The organism is Ornithinibacillus gellani (assembly GCF_003730295.1).
In the GTDB taxonomy this organism is placed as follows: Bacteria; Bacillota; Bacilli; order Bacillales; family Amphibacillaceae; genus Ornithinibacillus_A; species Ornithinibacillus_A gellani.
In genome coordinates this window covers 219437-236562 of record NZ_QTSZ01000017.1, presented here as the reverse complement: position 1 = coordinate 236562, position 17126 = coordinate 219437, and the positions used below count along the sequence as shown (strand labels likewise).

General features: G+C 37.8%; 21 protein-coding genes. 16 read left to right on the top strand and 5 right to left on the bottom strand.

The window, feature by feature from the left end:
• The first annotated feature begins 158 nt into the window (after window positions 1–158).
• Complete coding sequence (gene ctaG, locus DX933_RS05285) at window positions 159–1067, top strand: cytochrome c oxidase assembly factor CtaG (protein WP_123315434.1); 909 nt, start codon at window positions 159–161, stop codon at window positions 1065–1067.
• A 51-nt stretch (window positions 1068–1118) separates the two neighbouring features.
• Window positions 1119–1580 (top strand): DUF420 domain-containing protein, encoded by a 462-nt coding sequence (locus DX933_RS05280; RefSeq protein ID WP_123315433.1) that lies wholly within the window; start codon window positions 1119–1121, stop codon window positions 1578–1580.
• An 852-nt stretch (window positions 1581–2432) separates the two neighbouring features.
• Here DX933_RS05280 and ytvI read toward each other — a convergent pair.
• A complete protein-coding gene (ytvI, locus tag DX933_RS05270) occupies window positions 2433–3491 on the bottom strand; it encodes a sporulation integral membrane protein YtvI (RefSeq protein ID WP_123315431.1) in 1059 nt (352 codons plus the stop codon).
• Window positions 3492–3679: 188 nt separating this feature from the next.
• The gene (locus DX933_RS05265; protein ID WP_123315430.1) at window positions 3680–4042 is read right to left on the bottom strand and encodes a YugN family protein; all 363 of its coding nucleotides are present in this window, start codon (window positions 4040–4042) and stop codon (window positions 3680–3682) included.
• Between the two features lie 207 nt (window positions 4043–4249).
• Here DX933_RS05265 and DX933_RS05260 point away from each other — a divergent pair, with 207 nt between their 5' ends.
• From DX933_RS05260 to coaD, 7 genes are all read left to right on the top strand, one after another.
• Window positions 4250–5305: a CAP domain-containing protein gene (locus tag DX933_RS05260; RefSeq protein WP_123315429.1), complete on the top strand. Its 1056-nt coding sequence runs from the start codon at window positions 4250–4252 to the stop codon at window positions 5303–5305.
• A gap of 124 nt (window positions 5306–5429) precedes the next feature.
• The gene (gene ylbD / locus DX933_RS05255; RefSeq protein ID WP_123315428.1) at window positions 5430–5819 is read left to right on the top strand and encodes a spore coat protein YlbD; all 390 of its coding nucleotides are present in this window, start codon (window positions 5430–5432) and stop codon (window positions 5817–5819) included.
• 11 nt (window positions 5820–5830) lie between these two features.
• Entirely contained in the window at window positions 5831–6064 is a 234-nt protein-coding gene (locus DX933_RS05250; protein WP_123315427.1) for a YlbE-like family protein, read from the top strand.
• A gap of 58 nt (window positions 6065–6122) precedes the next feature.
• Window positions 6123–6563 carry a YlbF family regulator gene (locus DX933_RS05245; RefSeq protein ID WP_123315426.1) on the top strand — a complete coding sequence of 147 codons (441 nt, stop codon included), beginning with the start codon at window positions 6123–6125 and terminating at the stop codon, window positions 6561–6563.
• 71 nt (window positions 6564–6634) lie between these two features.
• Window positions 6635–6910 (top strand): YlbG family protein, encoded by a 276-nt coding sequence (locus DX933_RS05240; protein ID WP_123315425.1) that lies wholly within the window; start codon window positions 6635–6637, stop codon window positions 6908–6910.
• Between the two features lie 400 nt (window positions 6911–7310).
• Window positions 7311–7892, top strand: a complete 582-nt coding sequence (rsmD, locus tag DX933_RS05235; RefSeq protein ID WP_317843079.1) for a 16S rRNA (guanine(966)-N(2))-methyltransferase RsmD — start codon at window positions 7311–7313, stop codon at window positions 7890–7892.
• Window positions 7892–8371 carry a pantetheine-phosphate adenylyltransferase gene (coaD, locus tag DX933_RS05230; protein ID WP_123315423.1) on the top strand — a complete coding sequence of 160 codons (480 nt, stop codon included), beginning with the start codon at window positions 7892–7894 and terminating at the stop codon, window positions 8369–8371. The genes rsmD and coaD overlap by 1 nt, the downstream gene beginning before the upstream one ends.
• A gap of 57 nt (window positions 8372–8428) precedes the next feature.
• Here coaD and ylbJ read toward each other — a convergent pair whose 3' ends face one another.
• Window positions 8429–9631: a sporulation integral membrane protein YlbJ gene (gene ylbJ / locus DX933_RS05225; protein ID WP_123315422.1), complete on the bottom strand. Its 1203-nt coding sequence runs from the start codon at window positions 9629–9631 to the stop codon at window positions 8429–8431.
• Between the two features lie 349 nt (window positions 9632–9980).
• Here ylbJ and DX933_RS05220 point away from each other — a divergent pair, with 349 nt between their 5' ends.
• Window positions 9981–11009, top strand: coding sequence for a SepM family pheromone-processing serine protease (locus DX933_RS05220; RefSeq protein ID WP_317843078.1), 1029 nt, complete (start codon window positions 9981–9983; stop codon window positions 11007–11009).
• A gap of 305 nt (window positions 11010–11314) precedes the next feature.
• Here the strand turns inward: DX933_RS05220 and DX933_RS05215 are convergent, their stop codons facing one another.
• A complete protein-coding gene (locus tag DX933_RS05215; RefSeq protein WP_123315421.1) occupies window positions 11315–12529 on the bottom strand; it encodes a nucleotidyltransferase in 1215 nt (404 codons plus the stop codon).
• A gap of 182 nt (window positions 12530–12711) precedes the next feature.
• On the opposite strand from DX933_RS05215, the gene DX933_RS05210 reads away from it, so the two are divergent.
• From DX933_RS05210 to DX933_RS05195, 4 genes are all read left to right on the top strand, one after another.
• A complete protein-coding gene (locus DX933_RS05210) occupies window positions 12712–13239 on the top strand; it encodes a YceD family protein (RefSeq protein WP_123315420.1) in 528 nt (175 codons plus the stop codon).
• A 48-nt stretch (window positions 13240–13287) separates the two neighbouring features.
• A complete protein-coding gene (rpmF, locus tag DX933_RS05205) occupies window positions 13288–13461 on the top strand; it encodes a 50S ribosomal protein L32 (protein WP_123315419.1) in 174 nt (57 codons plus the stop codon).
• A gap of 193 nt (window positions 13462–13654) precedes the next feature.
• Window positions 13655–14422, top strand: a complete 768-nt coding sequence (locus tag DX933_RS05200) for an enoyl-CoA hydratase/isomerase family protein (protein WP_123315418.1) — start codon at window positions 13655–13657, stop codon at window positions 14420–14422.
• A gap of 108 nt (window positions 14423–14530) precedes the next feature.
• The gene (locus tag DX933_RS05195; RefSeq protein WP_123315417.1) at window positions 14531–15007 is read left to right on the top strand and encodes an RsfA family transcriptional regulator; all 477 of its coding nucleotides are present in this window, start codon (window positions 14531–14533) and stop codon (window positions 15005–15007) included.
• 82 nt (window positions 15008–15089) lie between these two features.
• Here DX933_RS05195 and DX933_RS05190 read toward each other — a convergent pair whose 3' ends face one another.
• Window positions 15090–15575 carry an N-acetyltransferase gene (locus tag DX933_RS05190; protein ID WP_123315416.1) on the bottom strand — a complete coding sequence of 162 codons (486 nt, stop codon included), beginning with the start codon at window positions 15573–15575 and terminating at the stop codon, window positions 15090–15092.
• A gap of 228 nt (window positions 15576–15803) precedes the next feature.
• Between DX933_RS05190 and DX933_RS05185 the strand changes: the two genes are divergently transcribed.
• On the top strand, window positions 15804–16682 hold the full coding sequence (locus DX933_RS05185; RefSeq protein WP_190279419.1) for a 2-dehydropantoate 2-reductase: 879 nt from the start codon (window positions 15804–15806) through the stop codon (window positions 16680–16682).
• Window positions 16675–17055 (top strand): DUF3397 family protein, encoded by a 381-nt coding sequence (locus DX933_RS05180; protein ID WP_223805889.1) that lies wholly within the window; start codon window positions 16675–16677, stop codon window positions 17053–17055. The genes DX933_RS05185 and DX933_RS05180 overlap by 8 nt, the downstream gene beginning before the upstream one ends.
• Window positions 17056–17126 lie beyond the last annotated feature (71 nt).

Genomic DNA, 17126 nt, shown 5'->3' with positions numbered 1-17126 from the left:
TAGAGTGTTATCTCATTGGTTTTCAGGTACGTATCATCTATGGATATAAAGCCTAAATATTAAATATTTTTCGATTTATTGTCAAATCTAATCGCTTTGCAATCGATTGTTTTGCGTTATAATGAAGTTACTAATCCGCTTTTTTGGAGTGATATATCATGTGGTTGGATTTACAAATTTTTGGTTTTAGAGCATTATGGAGTCCGATTTTTATGTCCTTTATCATTGGACTTGGAATTTTATATTTTGTCATCACTGGACCATCACGTCATCGGTTTGGTGGCGATGACAAACCAACAGGTAAACAGCAGCTTTGTTTTTATTCAGGCCTTTTACTGCTATATGTTGTAAAGGGATCCCCAATTGATTTATTGACTCACATTATGTTGTCAGCACATATGCTGCAGATGGTATTCTACTATTTTGTATTTCCAATACTAATCATCAAAGGGATACCTGTCTGGATATGGCGAAAAGTACTTGAGAATCGATTTGTTCGTCCAATTTTTCGTTTCGTTACGAAACCGTTAATCGCACTGCTCATGTTTAATATATTATTCTCGCTATATCACATGCCGGCTATATTTGACTTTTCTAAGTCATCTCAAATGGCACATACATCTATTTCTATTGTATTGCTTGTTCTAGCGTTTATTATGTACTGGCCGATTGTGGGACCATTTGTGGCGAAACAAGAAATGATGCCCTTGTTGAAAATGGCTTATCTCATGGCAAGCGCTGCGATTATTACCATATCCTGTGCATTGATTATCTTTGCGCCAAATCCACTATTTGATGCGTATAGTTCTGAAGGTGCTTGGATACAAGCAATGGCCTTATGTGTCCCTGGTGATGTGCTGGGTGGTTTACCACCACATATTAATGGACCGGAATTGTTCTCACCATTAACGATAGAGAACGACCAGCAGCTGGGTGGCATTATAATGAAGATTGTTCAAGAAGCAATTTATGGTGTTATCATTGGAAAAATCTTCTTCTCATGGTTTACAAAGAAAAGCCTTGAAGTTGATCCACTTCCAACTGAAGCAATAACAGAATCACATTAAATAAATATAAAACATGATTCCATATTTCATGGGGGACAGGGAGAGGAATAAATGGATTTACAAATTCTACCTACAATTAGTACATTCTTCATATTGCTTAGCGCAATTTTAATAGCAATTGGATGGCGCCTGATTGTAAAGGGAAAGCGGGCTGCACATAAAAAAACAATGATTGCAGCGGCTATAAGTGCATTGTTGTTTCTTATTATCTATGTTTCCAGAACCATATTTATTGGTAACACGAGTTTCGGCGGTCCAGATCATTTGAAAATTTATTACACCTTGTTTTTAATTTTTCATATTATCCTGTCTACCACTGGTGCAGTATTCGGTATTGTTACACTTGTACTTGCCAATAAACGAAAAATCAGTAAACATGAGAAACTTGGTCCAATCACAAGTATCATCTGGTTTTTTACTGCCTTAACAGGAATTATGGTTTATTTATTTCTGTATGTATTTTATTCTGGTGGCGAAACAACTAGCATGATTAAAGCCATTCTTGGATTTTAATATCAAAAATGATTCTGGGACAAAACCCAATGAAGCACACAAAAGGAGTTTCAGTAAATTAATATTACTGGCACTCCTTTTCACTTTATCACGGATTAACTGGCTGTAAGCTCCCCACATCAATAATTTTTGTTGCTTACAAGAATAGTAAGTGGAGGGCAACAGCCAGTAAAGGCCTGATTGGTTCAACTAACAATCAGTGGGGAAGGGCAAAAACCCCCCTGATTGAAGTTTCACTTTATCACGGATTAACTGGCTGTAAGCTCCCCACATCAATAATTTTTGTTGCTTACAAGAATAGTAAGTGGGGGTTCAACAGCCAGTAAAGGCCTGATTGGTTCAACTAACAATCAGTGGGGAAGGGCAAAAACCCCCCCTGATTGAAGTTTCACTTTATCACGGATTAACTGGCTGTGAGCCCCCCACATCAATAATTTTTGTTGCTTACAAGAATAGTAAGTGGAGGGCAACAGCCAGTAAAGGCCTGATTGGTTCAACTAACAATCAGTGGGGAAGGGCAAAAATCCCCCTGATTGAAGTTTCACTTTATCACGGATTAACTGGCTGTAAGCCCTTAGGACACGGCTGGTCTTGTAGGAATCTCCGTAGATGGAGTCCGCTTAATTAAATGTAGACATACAAATAGAGCACACTCTGATAAATTTAAAGTATCTAGTCATAATTTACAGAGGTGCTCCTTATGAAAAAAAATTAGGATTAGCCTTATTGCGGGCAGTTCCTGTCCATTCCAATACATTCACAATAAAAACGGTCATGTTCTATTTGTGGTAAACATGACCATTTTTTCACGGTGAGAGACTCGTTGTGTCCCAGTTCTTTTTTGTTGATTGATTAAATCTTGATATTCCACTGGATGATACCTGCTTCTCGTGCGGAAGTGAATGCAATGACGACTAATGGTCCAAGGATAAAGCCCAGTATCCCCAATAGCTTCAAGCCCAGAAACATAGCAATTAGAGTTGCAAGAGGGGATAGGCCAATATGTTTGCCCATTACCTTTGGTTCTACGATTCTCCGGATTGCTAAAAGAATAATCGCAAGTATGGACAACTTGATACCCATTGCTGTGTTCCCTGCTAGAAACATAAATAATGCCCATGGACCAAGGATGATGATTGATCCTATAATCGGAATGATGTCGATGACCCAGATGACGAGTGACATAATAATTGCAACATCTGGCGCAATAATAAATAAACCGATTAATGAGGCTGCCAATATGATTAAACTAACGAGTACCTGTGCTTTCCAGAAACCAAAGATTACATTGGTTAAACGCGCATTCATAAAGGTGACTTTTTCCGCAGTTTGAGGAGTCAATAGGTTAAATGCCCGTGCTCTAAGCATTGGTAATTCTAGCATAAATAAAAACAATGCAATTAAATATACCAATAGGCTAATTAAATATTGTGGAACCTTAGAAACAAGTTCTGCGATTTTATCAATCGTAATTTTTTCTTTCGCTGTCGTACTAAGGGTTGTGAGGTTATCCTCCAAACTTTCAGATACTTGTTTTACAAATTCAGGTGGGAGATTGCTGGCGTAGTGATGAAAGCTTTCTTCCCAGTCCGCATAAATTCGGTTTAGTTGGTTGAAATAATGTGGTACATCTTCTACAAAGTTGATGACCTGACCAATTGCTTTTGTAACAAGAAATGTTCCAGAGAATCCAAGGAGTAATAAGAATAGTAAAAAGACGATTATAACGGAGTTCTTCCTACTAATTTTTATTTTCTGTTGGATCATTCGCACGACTGGATTTAACATCAAGGCTGTAATAAAAGCAAGCACAATTGGAATAGATATTGGTAGAATGAAGTATAATCCAACGATTAACAATAGTGCGAAAATAGTTAATGTCCATTGGCGTTTGGTAATATTACGGATCAAAACGATTGGATGTCTCCTTTCAAGAACACAATGGGATTCAATACTTATAAGAAATATAGCATGAAATCTATATTTTGAACAGAAGATAATTGACTTTTATGTTTATTATAACAATCCAACAGGAATGGAAGAAATATCATCGGAAATAGAAACGGCTTCAACCCTCATTGGAGTGAAGCCGATAGCTATTATTTATATTGGCCAATTTCTTCTTGTACTTTTGAAACTAAGTTTTTGGCACGTTCAATTAAATTTTCTGGAAAGTTTTCTTCCTCGCCATACTCTACACCGTGGGGATAGTAATGCTTTCCTAGAAGTGGTGTAATAAGCTTAATTACAGCATCACCTTTATCGACATCACCTTCTACAGCATAGCCTTGAATACGAATATAATATGTAATGTTCTTTTCGGATGAACCAATTTTATAATCATATGTGACACGTTCATAATCCCACTGTCCAGCACGAATGAAAGCATGTTTACCCATGATGTGGTCAAGTGGTTTAAGATCCATCTGAATGTCTTCGATACCTAGATTTTCTAATCTCATTATTTTCACCTCACAATTTTATGCCTCACTAAAACTATAATAGTACGAAATGGGATAAGTTGCAATGGAAATGTGCATGGTTTCCCCATTCCACGGGCTGTAGGCAAGAATATGAATAAAAAAATATCATTCCATCTATTAGGCATGGAAAGGAAGAAGAAACATATATTTAATAGTATCACTTCGATAGGATAGGGTGAATCATTTATGAAACGATTATGGATATGGATACTACTGTTATTATTACTAGGCTGTGGTTTTTTATGGAGTAGCATGGGAGACGATCAAAAGGAAAAAGTAGGGCATGATGTCAGCTACAAGGATACGGAATTAGCAAAAAAACCTGTGCTTGAAAAGAGATTGCTGAGCAGCACCTATACAGGTGAAATTTTTCAATGGATGGGTGAATCTGTGGACAAGCTGGAATCACAGCTAGGTAAGCCGGTGCGCAAAGATCTAAGCGCCTATGATTATACGTGGTGGGTTTATACGGACCATAAAAAATCTTATATTCAATTTGGAGTCCAAAATGGAAAAGTAATGACGATTTATGCCATAGGAGATGGAATCAAATCATCTCCTATCGAGATCGGTCAATCATATGATGAGATAAATAAACAATTACCATTTGAGCAGGCTGTGACATTCCAAAAGGGAATTTCTTCTTATGAGTTTCAATTAAGTGAAGAAGATTTACAGATGCGCCCGTTATTAAAAATGACGGATAATCTTTTCATCCAATGTTATTTTGATACGGAAACAAATCAATTATCATCTATACGTGTCGTGGATGGGGAGACACTTGTGAAGCATAAGGCATATGAAATGCAATATCGTGGAAAGTTATTAGTTGCGGAAAAGCTTGGCGAAAAGGAGTGGGCCAAGGTTGAGGCTGGGATGGAGCAACAAATCTTTGACATTACCAATGTCATGCGACATTCCTTTAAAAAATCACAGCTGAAGTGGGATGATTCGGTGAAAGAAGTAGCCTATTTGCATAGTAAGGATATGGCTGAGAATCATTATTTTTCACATGAAAGTCAAAATGGAGATGGATTGAAGGAGCGTTTAGCTGCAAACGAAGTCTTTTACTTTTCAGCGGGAGAAAATATTGCTGCGCAGTATGTAGATGCGCCTGCCGCAATGGAAGGCTGGCTTAATAGTAAAGGACATCGGGAAGCATTGCTGAATGATAGCTATACACATTTAGGGGTGGGAGCCTATCAGCTTTATTATACCCAAAACTTTTTATCAAAGCCTTAATAGGCCGATGGCTGGAATAACTGCACCAATCCCAATATTGCCGCATAGGCTATAATGTCCCTATTACGAAATGCTTTCAACCAATAATAATGAGGGGCGATTTGATGTATTGGGGTGAAGAAAGATGAGTGATCAACAAAAACAGTTGCATCCAGATGTTTCACAATTTAAGACATTTATTAATGAACACCCAAAATTAATTCATGAGATTCGAAAACATGGTAGATCGTGGCAGGAGTATTATGAAAAATGGGTGTTACTGGGGGCTGAGGATCCCTTCTGGGAACCGTATCGTCAATCGGAGGAACCAGTTAAAGATAAAAAAGAAAATAAAATGGAGTTATTTTCACATGTGATGAAGCTAACTGAAAATGTAGATTTGGATAAATTGCATAAACAGGTGCAGCAGTTCAATGAGACGATTACGACACTACAAGAACTGTTGGATCAATTTCAACAAACGAAAAAACATTTACCTAACATGCAGCGTCGTCCAAATTGGTTTAAGGATTAAGGAGGGATTGTGTGGACCATCGTGTACACGCTTATTTAACTGTCCATCCAGACTTGAAAACCTTTGTTCGTCATCATCCCATTTGGTACCGTTATTTATCGAGAGATCCAGAGCGAATGTTTGAATTGGAAAAGGAAGCAAAGGTATACTTCGGTAAAACAATTCCTCAACGAATGAATAAGTGGAACGATCGAATTCATATGCTTGGGATGCTGTTTCAATTTGTCGAAGCAATGAAAGATTAGAACTTTTCATTTTCACTCCTTGGATAACATGGTAAGATAAGGGTGGAGGTGAGTTGGTATGATAGCTACCCTTGAATATGCTGACATCTTAGATCGATCTGAACAGTTAGGGGAAATGATTGTCCAATCGGATGATATGGAACAATTTATGCTAGCGCGAAAGGCATTGGAAGAGGATGAAGAATCCCAAAGGCTTATTCGTGCTTTTACGAATATAAAAGAACATTATGAGGATGTCCAACGTTTTGGCAGATATCACCCGGATTATCGGGATATCATGAAGAATGTGCGTGCTGCTAAACGAGAAATGGACATGGATGATAAAGTAGCTGCATTTAAGATTGCAGAACGTAATCTCCAGCGTTTATTGGACGAGGTGAGTGAACTCATAGCATTTAGTGTCAGTGAGCAAATCATGGTACCGAAAGATGGGGCTGCCTTGACTGATGGTGGCTGTGGCTGTGGATCTGGTGGCAGTTGTGGCTGTAAGGCGTCTTAAGGATTAGAGTTTGAAACCGCTATGCTAATCTGTTAAAATATTTTTAAATGAACAGAAAATGAGGATTATCTATGAAAATAAATCGACAGGGTATCATTGTTTGGTTTCAGCATTTTAAAAATATCAAACAAATTAAACGATATGGGCATTTGATTTACTCATCGAGAAAATTAAAATATGCCGTTTTATATGTAAATCAGGATGAAATAGAAAGTGTTGAAAATAGATTAATGAAGCATGCATTTGTCTCCAAAATCGATCGGTCCTATAAGCCATTTGTACGAACCGATTTTGATAATGCGAAGCCGGATAAGGCTAAGCAATATGATTATAAAATGGGCATTTAGTAAACTTGCGGATAGATGATAGTTATATATCATTTGGTCCGCAAGTTTTTTTATGGTATTGGCTGAATAAATGATAGAAAAAAACCTGCAGAATAATTCCATTCTGCAGGTCCCTTTGTTTTCATTAAGGAAAACAAAAAGGCAAAGGGAGAGGAGAAACCGGAGAAAAACTTATGGGGAAGTGTAAGTCTTCTCCGTATATGAAACAACCAAGCTACGCATTAGCTGTCTCATATGATATTATGTACGAAGGAATTTTTTATATACATATGTAGCGGGAAAAAATACCAAATACATAAATAGCAGTTAGTTAATAATAAAAATCCGATTTATTATAAAATATATTTTAAACGATTTCACTGAAATTCAAGTCGATTTATGATAGGATAAATGACGAAACATGTCAATTCGGAGTGATGATATGCGGGTTATAGCAGGTACATATAAGGGAAGAAGATTAAAAGCAGTTCCAGGTGTTTCCACTAGACCAACAACAGATAAGGTAAAGGAAGCAGTTTTTCAAGTTATTGGGCCTTATTTTCAAGGTGGAACGTGTTTAGATTTATTTGCTGGAAGCGGCTCTTTAGGTCTGGAGGCAATTAGCAGAGGGATGGATAGAGCTATTTTTGTTGATCAGCATCCAAAGGCTGTGCAAGTGATTAAACAAAATGTGGCGCAATTGAATTTGGAATCCGAAGTAGAAGTTTTTCGTGCTGATGCATATCGTGCACTTGGAGCAGCTGCAAAAAGAGGGTTATCCTTTGATTTGATATTCCTCGACCCGCCATATGGCAAAGGCCAGTATGAAAAGCTGGTGTCGCATGCCTTGGAATTACATTTACTTACTGAAGACGGAATAATTTATTGTGAGCATGCTGCTATGGAAACCCCTTTATTGAATTTGGATGAATTGGCATTGCTCAAACAAGAGAATTACGGTGGAACAATTGGTATCTCCATCTATCAAAGGAGGAAGTTGTAATGAGCAAGCTGGCAATTTGTCCGGGAAGCTTTGATCCAGTAACAAATGGACATCTGGATATCATTGAGCGAGGTTCGCGTATTTTTGATCATGTTATTGTGGCTGTATTTAATAACCAATCTAAAAATCCTTTGTTCACAGTAGAGGAACGAATTTACTTACTAACAGAAGCAACTAAGCATTTATCAAATGTAACAGTTGATGCGAGTGAGGGACTTTTAATTGATTATGCACGTGAAAAGCAAGCACAGGTGATACTAAGGGGATTACGTGCAGTAAGTGATTTTGAATATGAAATGCAGATTACTTCTATGAATAGAAAGCTAGACAAAGATATTGAAACCATGTTTATGATGACGAACAACCAATATTCATTCCTTAGCTCAAGTATTGTAAAAGAAGTGGCTAAATACCGTGCAACCGTAGCGGATTTAGTACCTGAAGTGGTGGAAAAAGCATTAAAAGAAAAATATAAATAATGAAAATGGTCATTCCGAAGAAAGGAATGACCATTTTCATTATTTGCTATGTAGTCGTTATTTACGTGTTAATAAAATCATAACAGCTACCAAGAGTGCGCAGATTGTTATGATTGGTCCAACAATTCCCATCAGCTCTGTTAAATATCCCCAGTTACTTTCAGCTATAGGACTTGTAACCGGCATATCATGCATATCAAATGCTTGGCGATTCAAATATAATGGTTTATACAGAAGAATGGTTAGAAAGGCTGCATAGAAGCTATGGAATAATCGGCCCGCGAAATAAGGCATGAAGCGGATATCGGTTTTCGCGATGATACTTGCAACTTGCGCCTGGACAGAGAATCCATTAAAGCCAAGAATAAAGCTGACTAAAACGAGTTTTGCCAGAAATGGATCTATTACTTCTTTAGACATCATTTGAATGCCCAACGTAATTTCAAAGATTCCAGTTAAAAATGGCATCGCTAAGTCAACTGGAAGGAAAACGAGATCAAATATCTGTTTTAATATAGAAGCGATAATAGGCGAAATCCTTACCATAAAAAAGAGCTTGGTTAATACAGAAAATAAGATAATAAATCCACCGACCATGACAAGTGTTTGAATAGAGTGAAGCACTGCATCACCAAGGACCTCACCAAAAGGTCGGGAATCTTTTATACGAGTTCGGTGCATTTCTCGGAAGGCTCTTTGAATTGAAGGTCTGCTGTGTTTTTTGGGTGTTTGTTTTTTATTTCGGCTCAAAAAAGGGTGAAAGCGCATCGTTAAACCAACAAGTAAGTTTGCTGCATAATGGCTGCTGGCAAGTAAAACGCCAAGCTTAACATCGTGAAAAAAACCGACAGAAATGGCTCCAAATATAAACAAGGGACTAGAAGCATTTGTAAATGCAACTAGGCGTTCCCCTTCAAATTGATTAACTTGTCCTTCCTCACGAAGTCTGGTGGTGATTTTTGCTCCAGTTGGATAACCACTTGCCATCCCCATCAGCCAAGGAAAGCTGCCGGCACCCGGCACATTGAAAAGTGGACGCATAATTGGTTCAAATAACACCCCTAGAAATTTTACCACACCAAAACTAAGCAGAAGCTCTGCCGTGATGAAAAAAGGTAGCAAGGAAGGGAACACAATTTCCCACCATATATTTAATCCGCGAATACTTGCCTCATATGCCTGATCAGGAAATTGCATGAGTAAAAAAGCAAGAAAGGTGGTTCCAGTCGCTAGGAGTATCGTTTTTATAAATCGTTTCAATGCATTTCCTCCTACCTGTTACATGAGTTTGACAAATCATTCAAAAACTGTTGTAAAGCTAAATAATATGTATATGTAATGAAACATATGTCATCATACGCTCTCATCATATGAAAGCAGCATTTTCATTCTCCTTTTCAGTTCCCTGTACTTATTAAATTGTAAGTAGTAAAATGATGCTAGCTTGAATAAAATTGACAGCAGTAGTCTTTATTATCTATACGCTTGTACAGGGAAAGAATATGACAGCAAGTATGATTTCAATTGATGTATTCCTGTGGATTTATTGGAATAATAGGATTACGATGTTTACGTGTCATACCGGAAGGGGAAACGGAAGGGGTTAAAGATGAAAATCATGATTACGAGAAAGAATTTGATTTATACAGCAATCATTACCATTATCATCGTGCTTTTGTTTACATTTAAATTACCATATTATATTCAAAAGCCTGGTGGGGCCGATGCTCTGAATCCGATTGTACATGTTGATGGGGGCTATGAAAGTGAAGGAGATATGCACCTTGTAACCGTACGAGGGATGGATGCAACACCAATACAATTTGTTATTGCAAAGTTCATGCCCCATTATGATATTGTTCCCATTCATGAGGTTCGACCCGAGGGAATTACGGATGAAGAGTATTTTCATGCACAGTTACAGATGATGGAGAATTCACAAGAAGCTTCCACTGTTGTTGCCTACGAGGCAGCAAATGCAGACATTCAAATCGATTTTAGTGGTGTATACGTTGTTTCCGTTGTGGAAAAGTTACCAGCAGATGGTGTCTTGCAGATGGGCGACTTAATTAAACAAGTCGATCAAACGGAAATAAAAGAAGCAGATGATTTAATCAATTATGTTAAAGATAAAGAAGACGGCGATGTGATTGAACTGCAAGTAGAGCGTGACGGCAGCACAATTACCAAGGAAATTACCCTTCAGAAATTGAAGGAGCTGGATAATCGGATTGGCATGGGGGTTCAGCTCGTGACAGATCGGCAGGTTACGGTAAATCCGAAAGTAGAATTTTCCAGTGGAAATATTGGCGGCCCCAGCGCGGGATTAATGTTTGCTTTAGAAATGTATGACCAGCTGACAGCGGATGACTTAACAAATGGCGAGCAAATCGCTGGAACTGGTGAAATTGATTATAACGGAAATGTACATCGTATTGGTGGGATTGATAAAAAAGTGATTGCAGCAGATAAAGCGGGTTGTACGGTTTTCTTTGCTCCTAATGAAAATGGCGCAAAGGATTCTAATTATGAAATAGCCAAAAAAACTGCTGAAGAAATCGGTACATCCATGAAAGTAGTACCTGTAGATACATTTGATGATGCCTTGAAATTTTTAGAAGGCTTAAAAGAAAAATAAGTTTGATATGAAAGAGGCTTGGATAAAATTTAGTTGGTCCCGTGGGAGCCTTTTTAGATTTATTCCGCTTTATTCAATTTAAACAAAAAGAGTAAACACCGGTAAAAGTATATACACCATAATTTACGCAAATGCTCATTTTAAAAATGAACTAGGGTTTGCCTTGTTGCATTAAATTGAAAAAACACTCTCAGTACCCCAGCATTTCAACAAATTCAGAATAATAAACAGTCATATTTATCTATTCGTGATAAACATGACTGTTTTTTCATGAAGAAAGGCTAGTTACATCAGAGCCTCTTCAACTAATTTGTCCGTATTGGAAGGTTTAATTCTTGTTTAAATAGCAACTGGCGTTGAGTTGCTGGGAGTATACTATAATATGCCCTTGATGCACGTTCTTCCATTTCTAACATTGGGTGCATGTTACGACCTAAAGATGAAACAATAGGAGTATCTATCTTTTTACGATGGTCGTGAAGGTATTGTTCTCCTGTTTTTGTTAATCCAACCAAACGTATGTAAGGCATTTTTACCATATCTATGTCCTGGGGATATTCCATTTTTTTCGTATTGGTCAGTATATGTGTGAAAATACGTTGAATTCTTGTCCTTGTATAACGTTTTGTTTTAACGGCTTCCATCCAATTCACCATATTAGATGCAGATCTGGCAGTTTTTTTAATCCGATGCTCAATTCCTTCATCCATTCCCTGAATCGTTGCAAGTTCTTGGATTGGGGTTGTAAGTACCCGATATTGTAATATATCAAAATAGCTTTCCCAGTCATGCCAAGCACCTGCTTGTTGATGATATCGCTGTAATTGCGCTTTCATTGCGTTTGGCATGGTGCGGAATATATTTTCTAAAGGCTCTTGTTGAAGAAACAAAGCTTCACGAATACTCGTTGCACTGGCAATGGGACCTTGAATTGCGGTATCATGATAATGACTATTAGATCGTTTAATGGTGAGTGGTTCAATGGAATTACCATGATCAAATATTGCCCGAATGTAGCTAAAACCCAAGATATTATTAGGTTGCCCTAAATCAATTGCATGTTCTGTAAGTCCAATTTTCTGATAGGCTAATTTGCTTGCTTCCGGATAGGATATGCCCGTGGCTAAATATCGTTTTAGAGCTTGGTCATAAGTGGATTGATTTTTTCTTAAGATGGTTAAGCTAGAAGTAAAATCCTGAATATTTCCTGATTCGCTGCCAAAGCAGACAGAGTGAGCATCCATTGCTTGCAGAATGGAAATAGCCCCTTTGGCAAATAATTTACTGCTTTGAACTGCGAACATATACGGTAGTTCTAAAACAATATCAACTCCATGCTGGAGCGCCGCCTGGGCTCGGTGGAACTTATCGACAATGGCCGGTTCACCGCGTTGCAAAAAAGAACCGCTCATTACAGCAATCATACAGTCTGCATTGGAGACTTTTTTAGCTTCTTGAAGATGGTAGACATGCCCATTATGGAAAGGATTGTATTCGACAATTAAACCACATGCATTCATACGAACAACTCCATTCGAATAGATATTGCTTATTGTATCAAAATGTGTTGTAGTATGTACAATATGTATGAAATGATGAAGAAGGCAATATAGGATTTTTAATTCTATTGTGTAAAGAAAATATCTTGACAAAACTTGATTTTCCTTTTAAAATTACTCTTGTTGTCTGTGAGGTGATTCAAATGAAATTTACACTCGGTCAGATAAGAAAAATAGCGTACAATCAACCATTTACGTTTGATGGCGAAGTGAATGTTTCTGAATTAGTTGACATGAACAATGATATCCGCAGTATAAAGCCTGTACATGTCAGTGGGAAATGCATCGTTCATGGCGATCAATTCATTTTTACTTTTACGATAACAGGTGAGATGATTTTGCCATGTGCCCGGACTTTAGTAGATGTTCCCTATCCATTTAAAATAAAAGCAAATGAAGTATTTTCAGCTGCTGTTGATGAAGATGAATGGGAAGATTCTGAAATTCACTCGATAAATGGAGAAGTACTTGACTTAATGCCGCTAATAAAGGAAAATATTCTATTGGAAGTACCTTATCGAGTATTTGCTGAGCATGTGGATGACCAGTTAAATTCTATGCAGGAAGGAAAAGGCTGGACAGTTCTTTCCGAGGAAATAGAAGATAAGAAACCAGATCCCCGTTTGCAAAAACTGGAATCTTTATTAAAAGATTATAAGAAAGAAAAATAAGAAGCAATCATTCGTGTTTTCCTTTCGGATTTGAAGGAGGTGTAAGTCATGGCAGTACCTAAAAGAAGAACTTCTAAGAAAGTAAAAAATCAGCGTCGTACGCATAAAAAACTACACGTACCTGGCATGGTTGAATGTTCAAATTGTGGTGAATTAACGAAGCCACACCATGTTTGCAGTTCATGTGGTCATTATGATGGAAAAGAAGTAATTAGCCAATAATATTGGATAAAACAGATCACCTGGTGGTCTGTTTTTTTAATAGCAAGGAAAGTAGATGTTCTTGTTTCCTAGTAAACCTTGAACAATTATGCGACCTGGCTTAATCGCTAGTAGAATGAACTTATTAAATTGCGTGTGTTTTATGAGCATGCATACATGTTTTATAATGAATGGATGGTAAGGAGATTTTACGATGATTGGTTATCAAAAAATGGACAAAGGATACGGAGTTATTACCTTAAATCGTCCTGAAAAACGTAATGCCATATCTGAGAAGATGGCAAATGCATTTCATTCCACCTTACAGCAGGCGCGATTGGATGCATTAAAGTTTCTTGTAATTACAGGGGCTGAGGACAAGATGTTTTGTGCAGGCGGTGACTTGACCGAGCTGCATGGAAACTTAACGCCAGCAGAAGCTTATGAACGTTTACGTGTGATGAAAGGATTACTTTACGAGCTTGTTACTTTCCCGGTTCCCGTTATTTGCTTGTTAAATGGAAATGCACTTGGTGGTGGCTGTGAAATTGCAACTGCATGTGATTTCCGCATTGCAAAGGCAGGAACATCATTTGGTTTTGTGCAAACGAAGCTCGGTATCTTACCAGGCTGGGGTGGGGGTGCCCTACTTTATGAAAAGACACATCCTTCTTTTGCTTTACAATGGCTAACGGAAGCAGCTATTTATGAGGCTGAGAAATTAGTAGATAAAGGCTGGGTTCATCATATAGTTGATGCATCAGCTTGGCATGATTATGAACAAATCCTTCAACCATATGTATTAAAGTCATACAATCAAATGAAGCTGCTGAAACAGCAATATTTACATGCTATTTCCATTTCTACATTAGCAAAACGGATGGAGGAAGAAGTGAGAAACTGTGCAGAGCTTTGGGATTCTCCTGAACATAAACAAGCGGTAAAACAATTCTTGGAAAAAAACAATTCACCTAAAATATAGTGTCCCTACTATCTACAAAACAGATTATTTTAAAATAAAATAGCTTACATGATTCTATCATTCCTCTTTGTTGCATACATTGTTAGCAAACCTATTAGGAGTGATGATATGAATGCGACAAGACAGGATGCTTGGACTGGAGATGAGGATTTATTATTAGCGGAGACGGTGCTTCAGTATATACGAATTGGTAAAACACAGCTGGAGGCTTTTAAAGAAGTGGCGAAAAAATTATCTCGAACATCTGCTGCCTGCGGATTTCGTTGGAACGCAACTTTACGAAAAAATTATCACGATGCCATTTTACAGGCGAAACAACAACGAAAAGTGGGAGCGGCTAGCCATCATTCCTCTTTATTAACGGATGATCCAGCAAATGATGAGATAGAACATGCTATTAAATTACTGGAAAGAATGAAACAGGAATTTCAAAAAGAGAGGCAGTCATTAAATACTGGCCATCATGAAGTCGTAGCCCATCTACAGCAAGAAAATCATGCCTTAAAAGAAAAGTTGCAACGCTATGAAAGTGCATGGAATGAGATGGGAAATGTTTGGAGCTGGGTACAGAAGCGAGAAGGGTAAATATATGAACCATAAAAAGGGGATAAGGGTGAAAGAGAAAAAGACATGAACTGTTTCATGTCTTTTGTTCGTTTTGGAAGACTTATGATTGCTCGAGCTTTTCCTCGACACCTTCTGGAAGCCAAATCAAAGGATTCTGCCCAAAATCCCTTTCCATTTCATAATGTGCTTTTTGAAAGCCCATCTTTTCCCAAAAGTCATGGGAATTAATCCGTGGATTTGTTTTAATAGGCATATGAAAATCTTTTGCGAATTGAACGAGTGCCTTACCATACCCCTTTTTTTGATAGTCTGGCAATACCTCTAGTTTCCACAGTTCCAAATAATCCTGCTGTGGTTTAAAAAAGGCATCATATTTACGATCAACCTTGTACAAGCTCATTCTGGCAATCAATCTATCCCCAAAATATATACCATAGAATGGTGATTCACTATCATTTTCAATGATATTCGATTGCAAGTCTTCCATCATGGACAATTCCTGATTACCATATTCTTTAAAATGCTTAAATTTCTCCAGCGTTTTGTAGTTAATTAAAAGTCTTTCAACTTTAACATTGCTTGGCATGCGCATTTCCCCCTTCACATTCTGAATATATTGAATGCATTATTTTCATTATAGTATAAACAGCTCAAGAATGAAATATGGCTACCGAAATAACACTTTTGCTACGATGAGGGGAAGTGCAGGAAAGCCATAAATAAAGGAAAAGCCAGTAACACTGGATGTTATAGCGTACAAATGGTCTGAATGTTTGCTACAATAGAAGAAAAATATAGGATAGGGGTCATTGGTATGCATATCGGGATCATTGGAGGAGGCGCAATTGGACTATTACTGGCCAGTTATTTTCGTAAAGAACATCCTGTGACGTTATATGTCAGACGTGAGGAGCAACGATTGAACTTGATGGAACAGGGGCTAACATTGGATAGTAAGTATGGTGATTGTAATGTGGATGTTGCTCTGATACAGGATATTCACGCGCAGGATTTGTATATTATTTGTGTCAAACAACATCAGCTGCAGGACGTCATGCCTGCTTTATATCAGGTGGCAGAAGGGAAGCCGATTGTGTTCCTGCAAAATGGTATGGGCCATATAGAGAAATTTCAATCTCCAGCACATTTTATTTATGCAGGGATTGTAGAGCATGGTGCAATTCGAGTAAGTGATACGAATGTGCATCATACCGGCAGCGGGCGGATTGCAATTGCTAAAGTTTCAGGGGATGGTCCATCAGCATCTGAATTGGCGGTTCATTTACATCAACTTGATTTCCGGGTAGAGGCTGCAGATGACTGGAGACGTCTACTATCTGAAAAGCTGATCATCAATGCGGTAATTAATCCTTTAACTGCATTGTTCCAGGTGCGAAATGGCGAGATATTAAAGAATTCATTTATACGTAACATAGCCAGGGAACTGTGCAAAGAGTCAGCGCGAGCATTGCGTTTATCAGAGTCTTCCAGTTGGGAGCGTGTCGAGCAAATTGCAATGGCAACGTCGGAAAATATATCGTCTATGTACAAAGATATTCAAGAAGGGCGTAAGACAGAAATTGATTCGATGACCGGCTACTTATTACAGAATTATAATTACATGCCCTATACCAAATTTGTAGATCATGCTATTCGGGCACTGGAGTTAAAGCAAGGTGATTCTGATGCTTGATTATCTTGTTTACGTTATTGCATTTTTTGTTACCATCCCAATAATCGCCACTTTGTTAGTGTATAAATTAACCCGATGGCGCTATGAAAATCAATGGTTTGCTGTACATCGAGCGGTTAACTGGACAGGTGGATTGTATATCATTGCAGTTTTGATGATTCTTCAAGATTTATTTCAGCGCACTTATATAACTTTTATCCTTATCTTTTTTCTATTTATATTCACAGCTGTTATATTTTTTCAGTGGAAGCGCATGACAGAGGTGGATTTTGCAAAGGCATTTAAAGTCACTTGGCGTGGCTCCTTTTTGGTTTTCCTGCTATTATATGTTTTCCTGGTCATTATAGGTATAGGTAGTCGCATTTTTGGATAGGTATAGGCAGATTCCATGAAAAACAGCAAGCATTTATGTACAATACAAATGGATATGAATGAAATTCCAGT